Here is a 16269-nt window from a genome sequence, read left to right on the forward strand (position 1 = left end):
ATGGCTACTGTAAATCTTTCAGATTACAAACCGCTCAACATTTCCAATGCCGATGAATATTCAATCGGCATTGTTGTTTCTGAGTGGAACGACTTCATCACCTACAACCTTCGAAACGGCGCTTTGGAAACCCTGAAAGCCGAAGGCATCAAGGAAGAGAACATTCACATCCACTACGTTCCCGGCGCGTTCGAATTGAGTTTTGCGACAATGAAACTTTGCCGCTCTGGCAGATTTGCTGCCGTGATAGCGATTGGAAACGTCATCCGCGGCGAAACACCTCACTTCGAGTTCGTATGTTCCGGCGTGACGCAAGGCATCAAGGACTGTAACATTCTGACCGACACACCAGCTATTTTCTGCGTTTTGACAGATGATAACAAAGAACAATCCATCGCGAGAAGCGGCGGAAGTCTCGGAAACAAAGGTGTAGAAGCAGCCGTGACCGCTTTGAAAATGATAGACTTCAACAAGAATTCGAATTAGAATTGATGTCTTAAAATTTTTAGGAGCTATTTCCTGCTGTCCACTGTATCTTTTTTTTCCAAAGCTAAATTCCAGCCGCAAAAAAAGGATGCCGTTTCCATCAGGGCTATTAATAATTGAGATTCAAAAAAATTTGCATAGATATCAAAAAGAAAGTATTAATTTTAAAACACAAAATATTACAAGATGAAATGGACAAACGACAGAAGTGGCAACTTCGATGACAGACGTGGCTCAGGTGGCGGAGGCGGAATGCTGGTCGGCGGAGGATTGGGCACGATCATCATTGCGGCAATTGTCTTCTTTTTAGGAGGAGATCCGTCAGCTATTTTAAACAACGGCGCATCTTCATCACAACAGACCGAGCAAAGACAACTCTCCAAAGAAGAACTTAGCATAGGAGAATTTGTAAATATGACCACTGCTCTTAATGAAGAAACCTGGAATAAAATCTTTCAGGAAAATGGTATGCAATTCAAACCGGCCAAAGTTGTTCTTTTTGAAAATGGAACACAATCCGGTTGTGGAGCTGCCCAATCAGAAATGGGACCTTTCTATTGTCCGGCGGACCAAACCATCTATATGGATATGAGTTTCTTCAACGAGCTTCAGCAGAAGTTTGGAGCCAAGGTGGGACAATTCACGGTAGCTTACGTTTTAGGTCACGAATATGGACATCACATTCAAACCTTATTAGGAACCACTCAAAAAGTAAATCAACTAAGAGGACGATATTCTGAATCTGAAATGAACAAGGTTTCCGTCGCTACAGAACTTCAAGCGGATTTCTACGCCGGATTGTGGGCAAAACAAACCGACAACCGCGAGAAAATATTAGAACCTGGCGACATCCAACAAGCGATGAGCGCTGCAGCGGCCGTTGGCGATGATAACATTCAGAAGAGAGCGCAAGGTTATGTGAACCAAGAAAGCTTTACACACGGTTCTTCTGCACAGAGAGAAGAATGGTTTATGAAAGGTTACAATTCTGGCGACATCAGACAAGGTGATACCTTCGATGCGCTTTTGAGATAAATTTTTATATTCATTAAATTATTTTAGAGATATCAAAAAACCACTGTCATTCAGTGGTTTTTTCATTTAAATTAAATGCCTAACTTTTATTTCTCCCAAACCTTTTCAATCTCCTCAAGAGATTTTCCTTTGGTCTCAGGAACCCATTTCCATACGAAGAATAGGGACAGAACACTCATCACACCATAAAATCCATAGGTAAATGCACCACTGAATTCCATCATAAAAGGATAAGTAGATGAAATTAAATAATTTGCGGCCCATTGTGCAGCAACAGCAATTGCAATGGCACTCCCTCTGATTTTATTAGGGAAAATTTCAGAGATCAAAACCCAGCAAATTGGTCCCCAAGACATCATAAATGAAGCCGTATAAACGATGATAAAGACCAAAGTGGCAATTCCAATAATCTGATAATAAGATAAAATTGCAATGGCAAACATTCCAATCGCCATCCCTATAGATCCTACTATTAACAATGGTTTTCTTCCCCACTTATCTACCGTGAAAATGGCGATAACAGTAAATATAACATTCACCAATCCCATCACAACAGTTTGTAACATCGATGAATCTTTGTGAACACCCATACTTTCGAAAATCCTTGGTGCGTAATATAATGCCACATTAATACCCACAAATTGTTGGAAAACTGAAAGTAAGATCCCGATAATGATCACGGTCTTACCGAAGGCAAAAATTACACTTTTATGTTCAACAACAGTACTTTTTATTTCCGAGAAAATTTCTCTTCCGCGGGCTTCACCATTAATTTTAGTTAAAATTTTAAGCGCCTCTCCATCTCTATTAATAAAAGTCAGATAACGTGGCGTTTCAGGGACGAAGAACAATAGAATTCCGAAGAGCGCAGACGGAATTGTCAGTGATAAAAACATATATCTCCATCCTACTTCGTTGATCCATTCTACGGTTTGCCCACTTGCGATTCCCCAGTTAACGAAGTAAACCACAAGCATCCCGAATATGATGGCAAATTGATTAAGAGACACTAATTTTCCACGTATTTCTGCAGGCGCAATCTCACCAATGTACATCGGACAGACCGCCGAAGCCAATCCTACACCGATTCCACCAATGATCCTGTAAAAATTAAATGCCAACAAAACACCCATCGAATGTTCGCCATGTTTGAAGAATAAAAATTCAGGATACGCGGCTCCTAAAGCACTGATGAAGAACAAAAATGCAGAAAGCATCAATGATTTTTTTCTCCCCAGCTTTGTAGAGATCATTCCGGAAACAGCGCCACCGATGATGCATCCAATCAACGCACTCGAAATGGTCGCTCCGTGTGCCAGTGCACTCAAGCCTAATGGAATGATCAGATAGTCTTGAATCGATTTCTCGGCTCCGGAAATCACGGCGGTGTCATAACCAAACAAAAGTCCTCCCAAAGTGGCAACCAACGTGAGTACAGTAACGTACAGCATATTGATCTGCGCCTTTGTCCCGGAAGAGTATTTTGGACCAGAATCTATTATTTGCATAGTCGTATTTGATAAATTTAAAATGAAATTACCGAAATATTACAATAGACACTTGATTAATTATTAGATTGATGAAAATCAGTCAGAAACTTTATTACTCTAATACAATTAATAGTATTCTTATGTAAAAAACAATGGCTTTAAGATAGAAATATTATCAATTAATAATGTTCTTCAGTGAAATTAATTTAAATTTAATGTTAAGGTCTTGTAATAAAAATCTAGCATCTCACTCATTTTTATTACTTAAGGAATAATATATAACTTGTAGAAAAGACTTCCTTAAATATGATAAGACCTATAATTTCGGGGATTATTGGGCATTTTTCAAATTTACATTTCTACAAATTTCACTTGCAACAGGCCGATTATACTATTTAATCGAATAATATCTCCTCCTCCACATTTGTATTTTTCAACAACTGTAGATAAATATAAAAGAAATATACTTAGATTAAGTACTAGAATTGAGAAGTAATAAAACAAAAAACCTTGACAATCATTCGATTATCAAGGCTATTTTGTACCCCAGACGGGACTTGAACCCGTACGTCCTTACGGACACAGGATTTTAAGTCCTGCGTGTCTACCAGTTCCACCACCAGGGCGAGGGTGGAGCGAAAAACGGGACTCGAACCCGCGACCCCGACCTTGGCAAGGTCGTGCTCTACCAGCTGAGCTATTTTCGCATAAAAAAAATTCCTAATTGCTTAGAAATTTTTAGCATTGTGCGGATGAAGGGACTCGAACCCCCACGCGGTGAAGCACCAGATCCTAAGTCTGGCATGGCTACCAATTACATCACATCCGCATTATTTTGAAGAACTTCTTTTCTTTTGTTTTGGTGAGTGCAAATATAGAGACTTTTCATATTACCTCCAAAATTATTTCTATATTTTTTTAAAGTTTTTTCAACGGTTGCTTTTGGACTACATCGATAGTTTTTTATTACCTTTACACTCTTAAAACATTTACGAGACATGGAATTAACAGGAACAATCAAGAAGATTTCTGATTTACAAACATTTGCAAGCGGATTTCAAAAAAAAGAACTCGTTCTTTTGACTGAAGAACAGTATCCACAACCAATCAATATCGAATTTACCCAAGATAAAGTTGATTTGCTGAACGCATACAAAGTTGGAGATAGCGTAAAAGTTCATATCAATATCAGAGGAAGAGAATGGACAAGTCCTCAAGGTGAAGTAAAGTATTTCAACTCTATCGTAGGATGGAGAATGGAAAAAGGTGGTGCTTCCGATTTCAACGAGCCTACTCAAGCAACTCCAAGTCAAGGTCAACCGGCTGCTGAGAACAAGAACGTTTTCGCAGAGGACGAAGATGACGATTTGCCATTCTAAGATTTTTAGAATCAATCTATAATAAATCCCTGCATTTTTGATAAAAGATGCAGGGATTCTTTTTATATTTCAACTTTGAAATCGTCTATGGAAATCTTTAAAATCATTGAACCCAAAACTTCAAAAGTTCCCATAATCATTAGTGTTCCTCACGCAGGCACTTTCATTCCAGAAGATATTAAATTTAAAATGAATCCCGAATTGTCTGATAAATTGGACGACACAGACTGGTTCATCGATAAGCTTTATGGTTTTGCAACTGACTTGGGAATTACAATTATTAAAGCCAATTACAGCAGATGGGTTGTCGACCTTAATAGAAATCCAGAAAACCAACCACTTTACAATGACGGAAGAGTGATTACGGATGTTGTGACCGTGACGGATTTTAATGGAAATCAGATTTATAAAAATAATTACATTCCGGATTCTCAGGAAGTTGCAAGACGCATTGAATTGTATCACAAACCTTATCACGAGAAATTGGAAGAACTTTTACAACAGACAAAAGCTGAATTCGGGAAAGTTTTGTTGTTTGATGCGCATTCGATAAGGAAGTCTGTTCCGGGAATTCGTTCTGAGGATTTTCCGGATTTGATTCTTGGCGATAACGATGAAACTTCTGCAAGTTCTGAATTAATAAGCACAACAATCTATTCTCTAAAAAGCACAGGTTACGAGTTTTCTCACAATCATCCTTTCAAAGGTGGTTACATCACGAGAAGTTTTGGAAAACCTACAGAAAACATTCACGCTTTGCAACTGGAAATGTGCAAGACGAATTATATGGATGCTTCGGAAATGAGTTATGACGAGACTAATGCGGAGAGAATTCAGGTGGTTTTGAAAGAGACTTTGGTAAATCTTATCGAGCAAATGAAATTTATTTGACTTTGATAATATTACCATATAGTTTGTCATTCAGCAGGAAACCTAGCGAAGTGGTTCGACGAAGTAAATCAAGATTGTTTAGAGTCCTACGGAATGACAAAATAATGTTTTTATCGCAAAATTTGAATTTATGTTGAATCTGCAGCCCGACTTGAGCGGAAATCCTTTTTTGCGGCTGGTAAAGCTTAGGCAAAAAGATTGGGAGCGGAAGGCGGAAAAGCTGCCCAAATAATAAAAAATGGCTTCGAGAGCCTCAGCCTGACAAATTAAATACAAATACTATTACTTATAAAATGTACACATTCAAAGGATTACTGACCGAAAACGGATGGATGGAAAATGCTTTTGTAAAGCTGGACAATGCCGGAAATATCACTGAACTGAAAACCGTGGAAAAACCCGAAGGCGAATACGTTGACGGCTATGTTTTGCCGGGATTTCAGAATGCGCATTCACACGCTTTTCAGTATGCGATGTGCGGCTTGGCGGAATATTTTGAAGGCTCGGAAGTTCCCGATGATTTCTGGAGCTGGCGCGATGCGATGTACCGAATTGCGTTATCTCTTTCGCCGGAGCAAATGGAAGATGTGGCGGCGATGTTGTACGCAGAAATGCTGCGAAACGGTTATACATCGGTGGCAGAATTCCATTATGTGCATCACGATAAAGACGGAAAAGCTTATCAAAATCTCTCCGAAATGGGTGAAAGATTGGTTGCTGCCGCGAAAAGAGTTGGGATTAGAATCACGTTGATTCCGATGTTTTATCAGAAAGGGAATTTTGGGACGGAACCTTACGATTTGCAAAGGCGTTTTATTTCTAAAAACATTGAGGATTATTATCAATTGCTGGAAGCTTCGAAACAGTCGACAAAGTTTTATGATAAAGCTAATCTGGCGGTTGGGTCGCATTCTTTGAGAGCGGTCCAGAAAGAGGATTTGATTGAGTCTTCGTTGCTTGCGAAAGATTATCCGTTTCATATTCACATTGCGGAGCAGTTGAAGGAAATCAAAGATTCTGTGGATTTCTACGGGAAAAGACCGGCGGAATGGCTTTTGGAAAATTGTGAGGTGAATGAGAATTTCAATTTGATTCATTGCACACATTTGGAGGATAATGAGGTTGAAGGCATTGCGAAATCTGGTGCGAACATCGTGCTTTGTCCATCAACGGAAGGGAATTTGGGTGATGGAAGATTTAGATTTAAAGATTATCAGAAGTTTGGTGGCAATTGGTCGATTGGAACGGACAGTCAGATTTGCGTAAACCCTTTGGAAGATTTGAGGATTTTGGATTACGGACAGCGAATCTACACGCACAGACGCGATACTTTTTTCCAGCCAAATCTTGGTGACAGTGGATTCAATGCTTTGAAGACGGCCTGGAAATCCGGAAGGAAGTCGATGGCTTTTGAGAATGAGAATTTCTTCAAGGTCGGACAAAGTTTTGATGCAGTTGTGATTGATGCGAAAGCGCCTTTGATTGCGACTTCTTCTCTTAAAAATCTTTGCAATACGATTGTTTATTCTTCTGATTCATCGCATTTGCTTGGAACCGTCGTTGCCGGAAAATGGGTGGTTAGAAATGGGAAACACGAGCATTGTGAAGAGGTGCGACAAGGTTTTGTGAATTCTATTAATCAAATTAAAATTAGATAAAATATTTTCTCGCAGATTTAGCAGATAAGAGTCAAAAAATCTGACCGATTAGCCAAATCTGCGAGAAACACAATTAAATATATTCTAAAATGTTTCGCTTAGACCCAGAAGATATTTCTTTTCCAGACCCGGAACTTTACGACCCAGATGGCGGACTAATGGCCATTGGTGGCGATTTGAAACCGGAAAGACTTTGGTTTGCCTATCAATTGGGTCTTTTTCCTTGGTACAACGAAGGCGAAGAAATCCTTTGGTGGTGTTCGGACCCGAGATTTGTGTTGTTCCCGAATGATATCAAAATCTCAAAATCGATGAAGAAAATCTTGCGAGACGATGTTTTTCAATTTACGGAAAACCAATGTTTCGAAGATGTGATGAGAAATTGTAAAATGGCGGAACGAAAAGACCAAGATGGAACGTGGATTAACGAAGAACTCATACAATCATTTGTGAAACTTCACAAATTTGGGAAAGCGAAAAGTTTTGAAGTTTGGCAGAATGGCGAATTGGTTGGTGGTTTCTACGGCATCCAGGTCGGGAATGTCTTTTGTGGCGAAAGTATGTTTTCCAAAGTTTCCAACGCCTCCAAAGCTGGATTTATACATTTCACAACAAAATATCAAAATGAATGGGAACTTATTGATTGCCAAATCCATTCTGAACATTTGGAAAGTCTGGGCGCGAAAATGATTCCTAAAATCGATTATTTAAAAATCTTAAAACAACAAATCTCTTGACAGCAGAAAAACAAAAATGGGTTCTCCTGATTGCACTATCACTAATCTGGGGCTCATCTTTTATATTGATAAAAAAATCACTGGAACATTTCAATCCTTATGAAGTCGGTGCTTTGCGGGTTTTGATTTCGGGAATCGTTCTGATGCCTTACGCCATTTCAAAAATTAAATTGTTTCCAAAACGACATTTGAAATGGTTGATTATTGCCGCATTCACAGGAAGTTTCATTCCAATGTTTCTCTTCCCGATGGCGGAAACCGAAATCAGCAGCAGTATTGCGGGAATCATCAATTCTATGATGCCGATATTTGTAATTATTGTAGGTTCTTTGGTTTGGAAATTCTCGACGACAAAGCGGCAATTGTTGGGTGTTTTGATAAGTTTTGTTGGGGCTTGCATCTTGGCTTTGGGAAGTGGCGAAAGTGGTGAAATCAAAATCTATCCAATCCTGTTATTGATTCTTGCGGTCCTACTCTACGCCATTTGCACAACCACTATCAAATCGAAACTGCACGAAGTTCCAGCGATTCTGATGTCAGCTTATGTCTTTTCGTTTGTCTTGTTCTTGCCATCATTGATTGCTTTGATTTTTGCGGGCTTTTTCAAAGACTTGACGTTGAATCAAAGTACATTGGAAGGATTGGGTTTTGTGGCGATATTATCGATTTTCGGGACGGGATTGGCGATGATGATGAATTACAAATTACTGAGTATTTCAACACCTTTATTCGCTTCTACGGTGACTTTGCTGATGCCAATCGTTGCGATTATCTGGGGAATTTTGGATGGTGAGAAATTGACGACGCAGCAATCTTTTGGAGCTTTGGTCATTTTGGCCGGGTTGATATTTTTGAGGAGTAAGCCGAAGGTGGTTTGATGGTTGTTTGATAGGTTTTAAGGTAAGAGGAAATGAATTCATTCTCTGAAAATCGCAGGTCGCTCCTCTGGAGCTTAATTTATCTTGTGTCTGTTTTCTATAAACAGGTCTTCGCTCCGCGACTTTTATGTAAAAGGTTTCTTTTAATACTGAAATGTGAATAAAATACTGAAACCCATAGCCCTGATTGCAGTGGAAATCCCACAGCAAGCGATGGGAAAGCAAGGTGCGAGGAATTGCAACGGAAAGCAGGTTCCCGGCTCCTAAAAATAAAAAAGCCCAGACGACGAATCTGAGCTTTTGGTTTATTTCTTTTTGGCCTTTATTTTTTTGACCTGTTCTTTGATGAACGGATATTTTAGCTGCATATCTTTGCTGAGCGTGGAATCGAGTTCCAGCGCTTTTTCCAACATTGCAATGCCTTCTGCTTCGCTTTTCAAATGCAGGTAGCAATTGCTGAGTTGATAGTACAATTCGGCGCGTGGATGCGCTTTCAGAGCTTTTTCGAGAATGGTGATTGCTTCCTCATATTCGCCAAGCAACATCAAAACTTCTGAATACGCGTACCAATTGTAAAATCTAGTTGGCTCGGATTCTATGAGTTTTTTAAGGCAAATCAAGCTTTCCTCATAATCGCCATTGGTGATGTAAAGGAAGGCCAAACGCTTTTGGTACTCGACGTTTCCTTCGCTAAGATTAGCAGCTTCCTGAGCGAAATGCAGTGATTCTTTGATGTTCCCCAACTCTTCGTAGATAAAGGATTGCTCCATCATCGCCAAGTAAAACTGCGGGTCTTCTCTCAAAGATTTTTGGAAAGACGTCAATGCCGGAACCAACTTTTTGGCTTCTTTGTGGCACAATCCAATCTTGTAGAACGTGAACGCTTTGGTATACTCCAAATCGAGCATTTCCTCGTAGACGGTAATCGCCTTGTCCCACTCTCCCATCGCTTCATAGCAAGCGGCTTTGTTGGCGTAAACACCGACAGCCTGGGAATTGATAGCTAACAAATAATCGAAACCGTTGATGGCTTCTTCGTAATTCTTTTTGTTGAAATGGAATTGTCCATACTCATACCAAGCCGTTTCCGAAAAAGAAAACTTGTCAAGATATTGATTCAGGAAATCCAAAGCTTCTTGTGAACGATTCAGTTTGCTGTAACAAACCATCACGTTTTCCAAAGAGTAATCATCGTACGGGTCGTGCTCCAAAGCTGAAGTGTAATGTTTCAGGGCATTGAAAGGGTCGTCCAGATTAACATATTCGTCTGCGATGAAATTGTGAAGGAAATTCTCTTCCTCTTCCAATTGCAAAGCTTTCTGGCAGTATTCGATTGATTTTTTCGGGTTCCCGAGATTTGAGTAATATTTTGCGCAACAAACCAAAAAGTCTGTATCTTCCAAAGATGACTGATGCAATTCATCAATCAGTTCTTTAGCTTTTGTGTAACGCTCCAGTTCCAGGAAGACCTCCAATTGCTTGGTTTTGATTTCCAGGGAATTGGGATGTATTTTCAGAGCGTGATTTACAGCCATTTCTGCGTAGCTATAATCTCCCAGCTCCAGATAATAGATGATTATTTCAATATACTCTTCGGTATCGAAATAGAATTCATCATTATTCTCTATCATTTCTTCGAACTTTTTAGCAAGTTCGTTTTCAAAAAATTCTTCCAATATATTTGATTTAGATTCGAGATTCAGCTCCGCTCAGATTGGTTTTATCCGATGTGAGATTTGTAAATCAATTACAATTGCCCGGTCTAAAATCTTCATTTAATAAAGTTACTCAATTTTATTCTGAAAATAAGCTATGTAACTCTGACAACTTATTAACATTAATCCTTTTTCTGTTCTGAGTAGATTGTAGTCAAAAACATACCAAACGACTTTTCCAATCCGGTAATATCACCCGACTTGAGGTTCACACCGCCGTAAAGGCTGTCGTTGCTACGAATCTTGAAATTGGTCAAAGAAAGGTACAAAGATGGCTGTCCGGATTTTGCTGACAATTTTACCGTTGAACCGAGTAATTTCCTGGTGGAGACTGACATAACTTCATTCCCGTTCAAATCCAGTCTGATGAAACTCCTTGGTTCCAGCTCTGTGGTTTTGTTGTTGATACTGATTTTCTGCTTCTTTTCTGAAGATGAAACCAAGTAGGCCACGTTCTCTTCTGCAGGAATATCATCGATTTTTGTGTAATACAAATTCAGAATATAATAAGCCGAATTGAATTTTTGAATCGTTCCGTCGATATTCTCAATTGGTTTCAGACTGAATGAATTGGCACCAACTTGTTTTGCTTTTTTATAAATATCTCCGAAAATCTCCACATCATTGTCTGAATAAGAATTCACGAGGATTTCGCCTAAGAATTCTGATTTGGAAGGCTCATTGATTTTATAAAAAAACTTGTCCTTATTGTCATTCGTCTTCTCTACTTTATTCAAAGTAACTACCTGAAGATAAAAGAACTGACAACAAAAAACACTTATTAAAAATAATAGTTTACGCATTCGTTATTTTTAGGATTTCTACACAATCCTGAAGGCTGTTTTCCCAATGTTTTGGTTCGATGTTGTAATCTTTCTCGATTTTGTCCAAAGACATTGTACTCCTTTTTGGGCGTTTTGCCGGTGTTGGGAATTCCTCGGTGGTGATTGATTTTAATACAACGTTGGAATCTGAAAATTCTTTTATTTTATTAGCAAAATCAAACCAAGTGGTTTCCGGATAATTTGAGAAATGGTAGATTCCGAACTTTTTGTTTTCAGCTTCGATGATATCCATAATCGCCTGTGCCAAGTCATTTGCATTGGTTGGTTGTCCGTGTTGGTCACCTACGATTCCCAATTCGTCTTTCACATTGAACAAATGCAACATTGTCTTCACAAAGTTTTTGTTAAATTCTGAATACAACCAAGATGTTCTAAGAATCACAGTTTCAGGATTATTTTCCAAAGCCAATTCTTCGCCTTTTCGTTTTGAAGCGCCATAAACACCAATTGGGTCTGTGAAATCATCTTCGGAATAGCTCAAATTGGTCTCGCCATCAAAAACATAATCAGTAGAAACGTGAATCAAAATAGCGTTGTGTTCCTTTGAAACTTCGGCCAAATTACCCACACCAATGGCGTTGACAGCAAAAGCTTTTTCTTCCTCCTTCTCGGCCAAATCTACAGCCGTGTATGCAGAAGCGTTGATGACAAAATCAGGTTGATATTCTTCGAATTCTTTTTCAATCTGCGCTTTATCTGTGATATTAAGTGCATCCGACCCTGTAAAATTGAAATCGAATATATCGTGGTATTTTGGTGCTAATTTTTGTAGGCAATGTCCCAATTGGCCGTTTCCGCCAACAACTAAGATTCTTTTCATATGTAGTTTTAATTTTTAATGGTCACCTGCAATCCAAATAGGATTTCATAATGATTTTGTTTTATTTTGAGCTCTAAAGTGAGCCACTCGTTCTTTGAATGTTTTATGGTCAATTTCGACTAGAAAATGGGCAAATTTTTCCAATGTTGCATCTGGCATTTTTTCTGCTCTTCTGGTTTTCATATTGAAGTAGATGACAGTCAGCCAAAAAACAGCGTTTACACGGCCATTTTCGTCTTTCATCAGCAATTCCACAACCGCAGTGATATCGTCCACAAAAACGGTCTTGCTGGTGATGTCAACGGTCGAATTGTATCTAACTTCTTTCAGGTAAGCAATTTCGTTTTGTATCGTGACCCAAGTGCAGCCAGTTTCCCTTGTGTATTGCTCGTAGGTGAAGCCGTAGTTTTGTTCCACGTGGTCTTCTCTCGCATTGAGCATATACTCAAGATATTTTACATTGTTGAGATGCCCAATCGGGTCGCAGTCTGCAAAACGGATCTTTACCGTGGATGAAAATTCTTTTTCCATAATACAAAAATAAAAAAACCGCTCCGTAAAAAGAGCGGTTTCGAATATTTTCTTGTCTTAAATTAAAGACCTAATTCTTTTTTAACAGCAGCTGTTGCATCTGCACCTGCTTTGTAAACTAAAGCTGGGCTAGAAGCATCGAAAGTGAATTCGTAACCTGCAGCTTTTGAAACTTTTGCGATAGCAGCGTTGATTTTTTTCTCGATTGGATCCAATCCTGCATCTCTTTTCTCAGCGATATCTTTTTGAGCAGCAGCATAAAGTTGCTGAAGGTTGTCCTGAAGTTTTTGAACTTCCTGGCTTCTTTGCTCGTTGATAGCCTGAGTTTGTTTAGGCGCTTCGTCCTGATATTTTTTCATCAAGTCCTGAAGAGATTTCCCTTGCTTCTCCAACTCACCTTGTTTTGAAGTCTGCAAAGCTTGTAATTGAGCATCAAGTGCCTTCATTTCCGGCATTGATGTAAAGATCGAATTGATATCAACAGAAGCTATTTTTTGAGCTTGTGCAAATCCAGTTGCAAAAACCATTACAACGGCTACTAATAATACATTTAATTTGTTCATTTTAAAAAGTTATGTTTATAATTTATATTTAATTTTAAAGTCCCTGAGCTTCTGCAGCTTTTAATTTTCTCTGTTGCAAAGCGCCCGATTTTCCTTTGGTATTCGATTTTGATTCCCCTCTGGAATTGGAGCCAGGTCTCAAATTATTAGTTTTAGTTTCCTCACCTTTTGGAAGACTTTTACCCAATAAATTCAAGACAGCCTCTGTGTAGTCATATTTTTTATCTAGAAAAATGACACTAATGTTGTTGCTTTTATCAAGAACTATGCCCAGATTATTTTTCGTAGAAACCGTCTTTATCGCATTCCAGATCTGATCCTGAAAAGGTTTTGTAAGATTGGATCTCAATTGGTTTATTTCGCCGTTTGATCCAAATCTACCACCGATTGTATTACGAATATTGGTTTCCATATCTACCACTTCTTTCTCTCTCAACTTTAATTGATCGCCTAAAAGTAGTACTTTTTCGTTTTCAAAAGCTTCTCTTTTTCTTTCATATTCTGACTGTAATCTCTGAAGATCTGCCTGCCATTGTTCCACTTGAGCATTAAGCCTGTTTTCAGCATCTTTGTACTGAGGCAGCTTACTCAACACATAATTGGTATCTACAACGCCAATCTTTTGTGCATAGATTTGTGTCGCGGTAAAAAGAATTGTTACAATTAAAGCTATTTTTTTCATCGTATAAAAATAAAAAATTATTTTATAATGGTTGATTCATCAAGAAATGTTGTTGCCATCCAGATGGATCTGAACTACCTAAAGTTCTGTCGAATCCATACGCAAAGTCAAATCCAATCAATCCAAATGCTGACATTGATACTCTGATACCAAGTCCAGCTGATCTCTTCAATTTAAACGGATTGTAAGTTCCAAAACTATTCCAAGCATTTCCGGCCTCTACAAAACTCAAGACAAAGATTTTTGCCGTCTGATTCATAGAAATTGGATATCTAAGTTCTGCCGAGAATCTGTTGTAGATGGTTGCACCTCCGTATGGCGTAATATCATAAGAAGATGATGAAGTAAATCCAGTAGAAGAAGCATTTTCATAACCTCTTAATGGCACTAATTCTCTACCATCAAATCTACCATTAAATAATCCAACCCCTCCTACATAATATCTTTCAAATGGCGGCGGCCCTAATTCTTTGCTATAACCATTAAGATAACCCATCTCTCCAGTAGTTCTCAGTACAAGCTTTCCTATTACTTCATTATAGAAATCTGCTTTCAACTTCACTTTGTAAAACTCCATCCATTTGTACTTATCCAAAGTACTCATATTTGCATAATCCTTATCACCAAATAATGAATATGGCGGTGTGAACTTCAAAGATGCCTCTACATTGGAACCATAAGTTGGGAAAACGGGATCCAATCCTGCTGAGTTTCTGCTCAATCCAATATTGATACTAAATGATTTTGTACTTCCATTTTCTTCCTGAACATCTCCAAAATTAAACGGATAGTTTTTGAAATTATAACTTTGATACTGGATTCCAGTGTACAGTGAAAAATAATCATCCGGCCACTTCAGCAATCTTGTAAGCCCTGCTGTTGCGGAGAATATATCCATTGTTTGATCACCAGTTGATAAAGAGTAATTTACATTAGAATAGTTAAATCCAACACTAAGTGCAGTAGGTCTTGTTCCGAAAACCCAAGGCTCTGTAAATGAAACACTATAATTGGTAAAATATTGTCCTGCCTGTGCCTGAAGTGATAAAGTTTGACCATCTCCCTGCGGAACCGGCTTAAAGTCTTTGAACTTCAAAAAGTTTTTCAATGAGAAATTGTTAAAGGTCAGACCAAGTGTACCGATGAATGATCCACCACCATAACCTGCTTGCAATTGAACTTGAGAAGATCCTTTCTCTACAAGTGTCCAGTGCATATTCACTGTATTGTCTTGTGGATTTGGCTTCACATCTGTCCCGATCTGCTGTGGATCGAAGAACTGCATTCCTGCTAATTCGAAGTATGTTCTCTTGATATCGGTTTTCGCAAACAAAGCACCAGGTTTTGTTCTAAGTGCTCTCAGGATCACGTGATCGTGAGTAGTAGTGTTACCAGACCAAGTTACACGGTTCCAGGTTGCTTTTTCACCTTCACTGATTCTGATTTCAAGGTTGATAGAATCTCCTTTCACAGATTTTTCTATCGGTGTTACATTTGAAAACAGGAATCCATTGTTCATATAAATGGATTTGATATCAGAGTCATCTTCTTTACCACCATCATCTCCAACTTTTTTGTTGAATCCAACAGCGTCGTAGATATCTCCAGATTTGTATCCTAAAACTCTTTGTAAAAACTCTGTTGTAAAAGTAGTATTACCAATAAAGTTGATATCTCCGATGTAGTACTTTTTACCTTCGTTCAGTTTTACATTGATGTTGTATCCCTTACTGCCTCTTGTCACAGAATCGGAAACTATTGTCGCATCTCGGAAACCTAGGGAGTTGTAGTAACTGATTAGGTTTTTTTTGTCTTCATCATACTTATCCTGAACAAATTTAGATGGCTTCAAAATCCCTATTAGGAATCTTTTCTGCTTGGTGTCTTTAAAACCTTTATTTCTAAGTTTTCTGTCAGAAATACTTGTGTTCCCATCAAATTCTATTTTATCAATTTTGACTTTCTTACCTTTCGATACTTCTATAGTCCAGTCTACCAAGTTGGAATCTCCTCCATTGGCTTTTTCCTGAATATTAATTTTCGCGTCTGCAAAACCTTTTGCAATATATTCCTGTGGAATCTTGTTCTGTAAGCTGGAAACTAAATTGTTGTTAATCTTTGTACCCGGTTTCAGATTGTTATCCTTGATGAGTTTTTCATTTTTGGACTTCCCAATTCCTTTACCTGTAAACTTAACTTCTCCCAGTTCCTTGAGGTCTTGCAAAGCAAATTGAAGAACAACATTCTGCCCTTCTACATCCTGAATGTAAACCTCTACTTTAGAAAAGGACTGTGTTTCCCAAAGCTTTTTGATAGCGTTGCTAACGCGCTGCCCGGGAATTTCTAACTTCTCTCCTTTCACTAGACCTGTGAAACGCAAAATCTGAGCTGGTGTGTATCTTTTGACACCATCTACCACGATGTCTTTTAGAACGTACTCTTGATTCTGGTTTGCTGCCAGTTCTGTGTTTTCTGCATTGTTACCCTGTGGAACAACTTGTGCGTGCAAAAACGCTGAAGCTGCTAACAAAATAATGGGTATAAATCTTAATCTCATTC

The 16269-nt window shown here is 38.6% G+C and carries 15 protein-coding genes and 3 tRNA genes; 7 read left to right on the forward strand and 11 right to left on the reverse strand.

Going from position 1 to position 16269, the window contains the following annotated elements:
- Together ribH and PQ459_01195 are read left to right on the forward strand one after the other, a co-directional pair.
- The gene (gene ribH, locus PQ459_01190) at positions 1 to 486 is read left to right on the forward strand and encodes a 6,7-dimethyl-8-ribityllumazine synthase (GenBank protein WDF47110.1); all 486 of its coding nucleotides are present in this window, start codon (positions 1 to 3) and stop codon (positions 484 to 486) included.
- Positions 487 to 672: 186 nt separating this feature from the next.
- Positions 673 to 1521 (forward strand): neutral zinc metallopeptidase, encoded by an 849-nt coding sequence (locus PQ459_01195; protein ID WDF47111.1) that lies wholly within the window; start codon positions 673 to 675, stop codon positions 1519 to 1521.
- A gap of 86 nt (positions 1522 to 1607) precedes the next feature.
- Here PQ459_01195 and xylE read toward each other — a convergent pair whose 3' ends face one another.
- The 4 genes from xylE to PQ459_01215 form a co-directional block, all read right to left on the reverse strand.
- The gene (xylE, locus tag PQ459_01200; protein ID WDF47112.1) at positions 1608 to 3029 is read right to left on the reverse strand and encodes a D-xylose transporter XylE; all 1422 of its coding nucleotides are present in this window, start codon (positions 3027 to 3029) and stop codon (positions 1608 to 1610) included.
- A 524-nt stretch (positions 3030 to 3553) separates the two neighbouring features.
- A tRNA-Leu gene (locus PQ459_01205) sits at positions 3554 to 3637 on the reverse strand.
- Between the two features lie 5 nt (positions 3638 to 3642).
- Positions 3643 to 3718: transfer RNA gene (locus PQ459_01210), tRNA-Gly, on the reverse strand.
- A gap of 40 nt (positions 3719 to 3758) precedes the next feature.
- Positions 3759 to 3840 (reverse strand) — tRNA-Leu (locus PQ459_01215).
- A 169-nt stretch (positions 3841 to 4009) separates the two neighbouring features.
- Here PQ459_01215 and PQ459_01220 point away from each other — a divergent pair.
- The 5 genes from PQ459_01220 (at position 4010) to PQ459_01240 (ending at position 8554) form a co-directional block, all read left to right on the forward strand.
- A complete protein-coding gene (locus PQ459_01220; protein WDF47113.1) occupies positions 4010 to 4390 on the forward strand; it encodes a DUF3127 domain-containing protein in 381 nt (126 codons plus the stop codon).
- A gap of 87 nt (positions 4391 to 4477) precedes the next feature.
- Positions 4478 to 5281: an N-formylglutamate amidohydrolase gene (locus PQ459_01225; GenBank protein WDF47114.1), complete on the forward strand. Its 804-nt coding sequence runs from the start codon at positions 4478 to 4480 to the stop codon at positions 5279 to 5281.
- A gap of 293 nt (positions 5282 to 5574) precedes the next feature.
- Entirely contained in the window at positions 5575 to 6939 is a 1365-nt protein-coding gene (gene hutF, locus PQ459_01230; GenBank protein WDF47115.1) for a formimidoylglutamate deiminase, read from the forward strand.
- 89 nt (positions 6940 to 7028) lie between these two features.
- Positions 7029 to 7676, forward strand: a complete 648-nt coding sequence (aat, locus tag PQ459_01235) for a leucyl/phenylalanyl-tRNA--protein transferase (GenBank protein WDF47116.1) — start codon at positions 7029 to 7031, stop codon at positions 7674 to 7676.
- On the forward strand, positions 7673 to 8554 hold the full coding sequence (locus tag PQ459_01240) for a DMT family transporter (GenBank protein ID WDF47117.1): 882 nt from the start codon (positions 7673 to 7675) through the stop codon (positions 8552 to 8554). The genes aat and PQ459_01240 overlap by 4 nt, the downstream gene beginning before the upstream one ends.
- Positions 8555 to 8859: 305 nt before the next feature.
- Here PQ459_01240 and PQ459_01245 read toward each other — a convergent pair whose 3' ends face one another.
- The 7 genes from PQ459_01245 to bamA all read right to left on the reverse strand — a co-directional run bounded on the left by PQ459_01245 (position 8860) and on the right by bamA (position 16267).
- The gene (locus PQ459_01245; GenBank protein ID WDF47118.1) at positions 8860 to 10230 is read right to left on the reverse strand and encodes a tetratricopeptide repeat protein; all 1371 of its coding nucleotides are present in this window, start codon (positions 10228 to 10230) and stop codon (positions 8860 to 8862) included.
- 161 nt (positions 10231 to 10391) lie between these two features.
- Complete coding sequence (locus PQ459_01250; GenBank protein WDF47119.1) at positions 10392 to 11072, reverse strand: hypothetical protein; 681 nt, start codon at positions 11070 to 11072, stop codon at positions 10392 to 10394.
- Entirely contained in the window at positions 11065 to 11934 is an 870-nt protein-coding gene (gene rfbD / locus PQ459_01255) for a dTDP-4-dehydrorhamnose reductase (protein WDF47120.1), read from the reverse strand. Before rfbD ends, PQ459_01250 begins: the two co-directional genes overlap by 8 nt.
- 45 nt (positions 11935 to 11979) lie before the next feature.
- Complete coding sequence (locus PQ459_01260) at positions 11980 to 12465, reverse strand: acyl-CoA thioesterase (GenBank protein WDF47121.1); 486 nt, start codon at positions 12463 to 12465, stop codon at positions 11980 to 11982.
- 62 nt (positions 12466 to 12527) lie between these two features.
- The gene (locus PQ459_01265; protein WDF47122.1) at positions 12528 to 13028 is read right to left on the reverse strand and encodes an OmpH family outer membrane protein; all 501 of its coding nucleotides are present in this window, start codon (positions 13026 to 13028) and stop codon (positions 12528 to 12530) included.
- Positions 13029 to 13062: 34 nt separating this feature from the next.
- Entirely contained in the window at positions 13063 to 13710 is a 648-nt protein-coding gene (locus PQ459_01270) for an OmpH family outer membrane protein (GenBank protein WDF47123.1), read from the reverse strand.
- Between the two features lie 22 nt (positions 13711 to 13732).
- Positions 13733 to 16267, reverse strand: coding sequence for an outer membrane protein assembly factor BamA (bamA, locus tag PQ459_01275; GenBank protein WDF47124.1), 2535 nt, complete (start codon positions 16265 to 16267; stop codon positions 13733 to 13735).
- Positions 16268 to 16269 lie beyond the last annotated feature (2 nt).

It is taken from the genome of Chryseobacterium sp. KACC 21268 (assembly GCA_028736075.1).
Classification (GTDB): domain Bacteria; phylum Bacteroidota; class Bacteroidia; order Flavobacteriales; family Weeksellaceae; genus Epilithonimonas.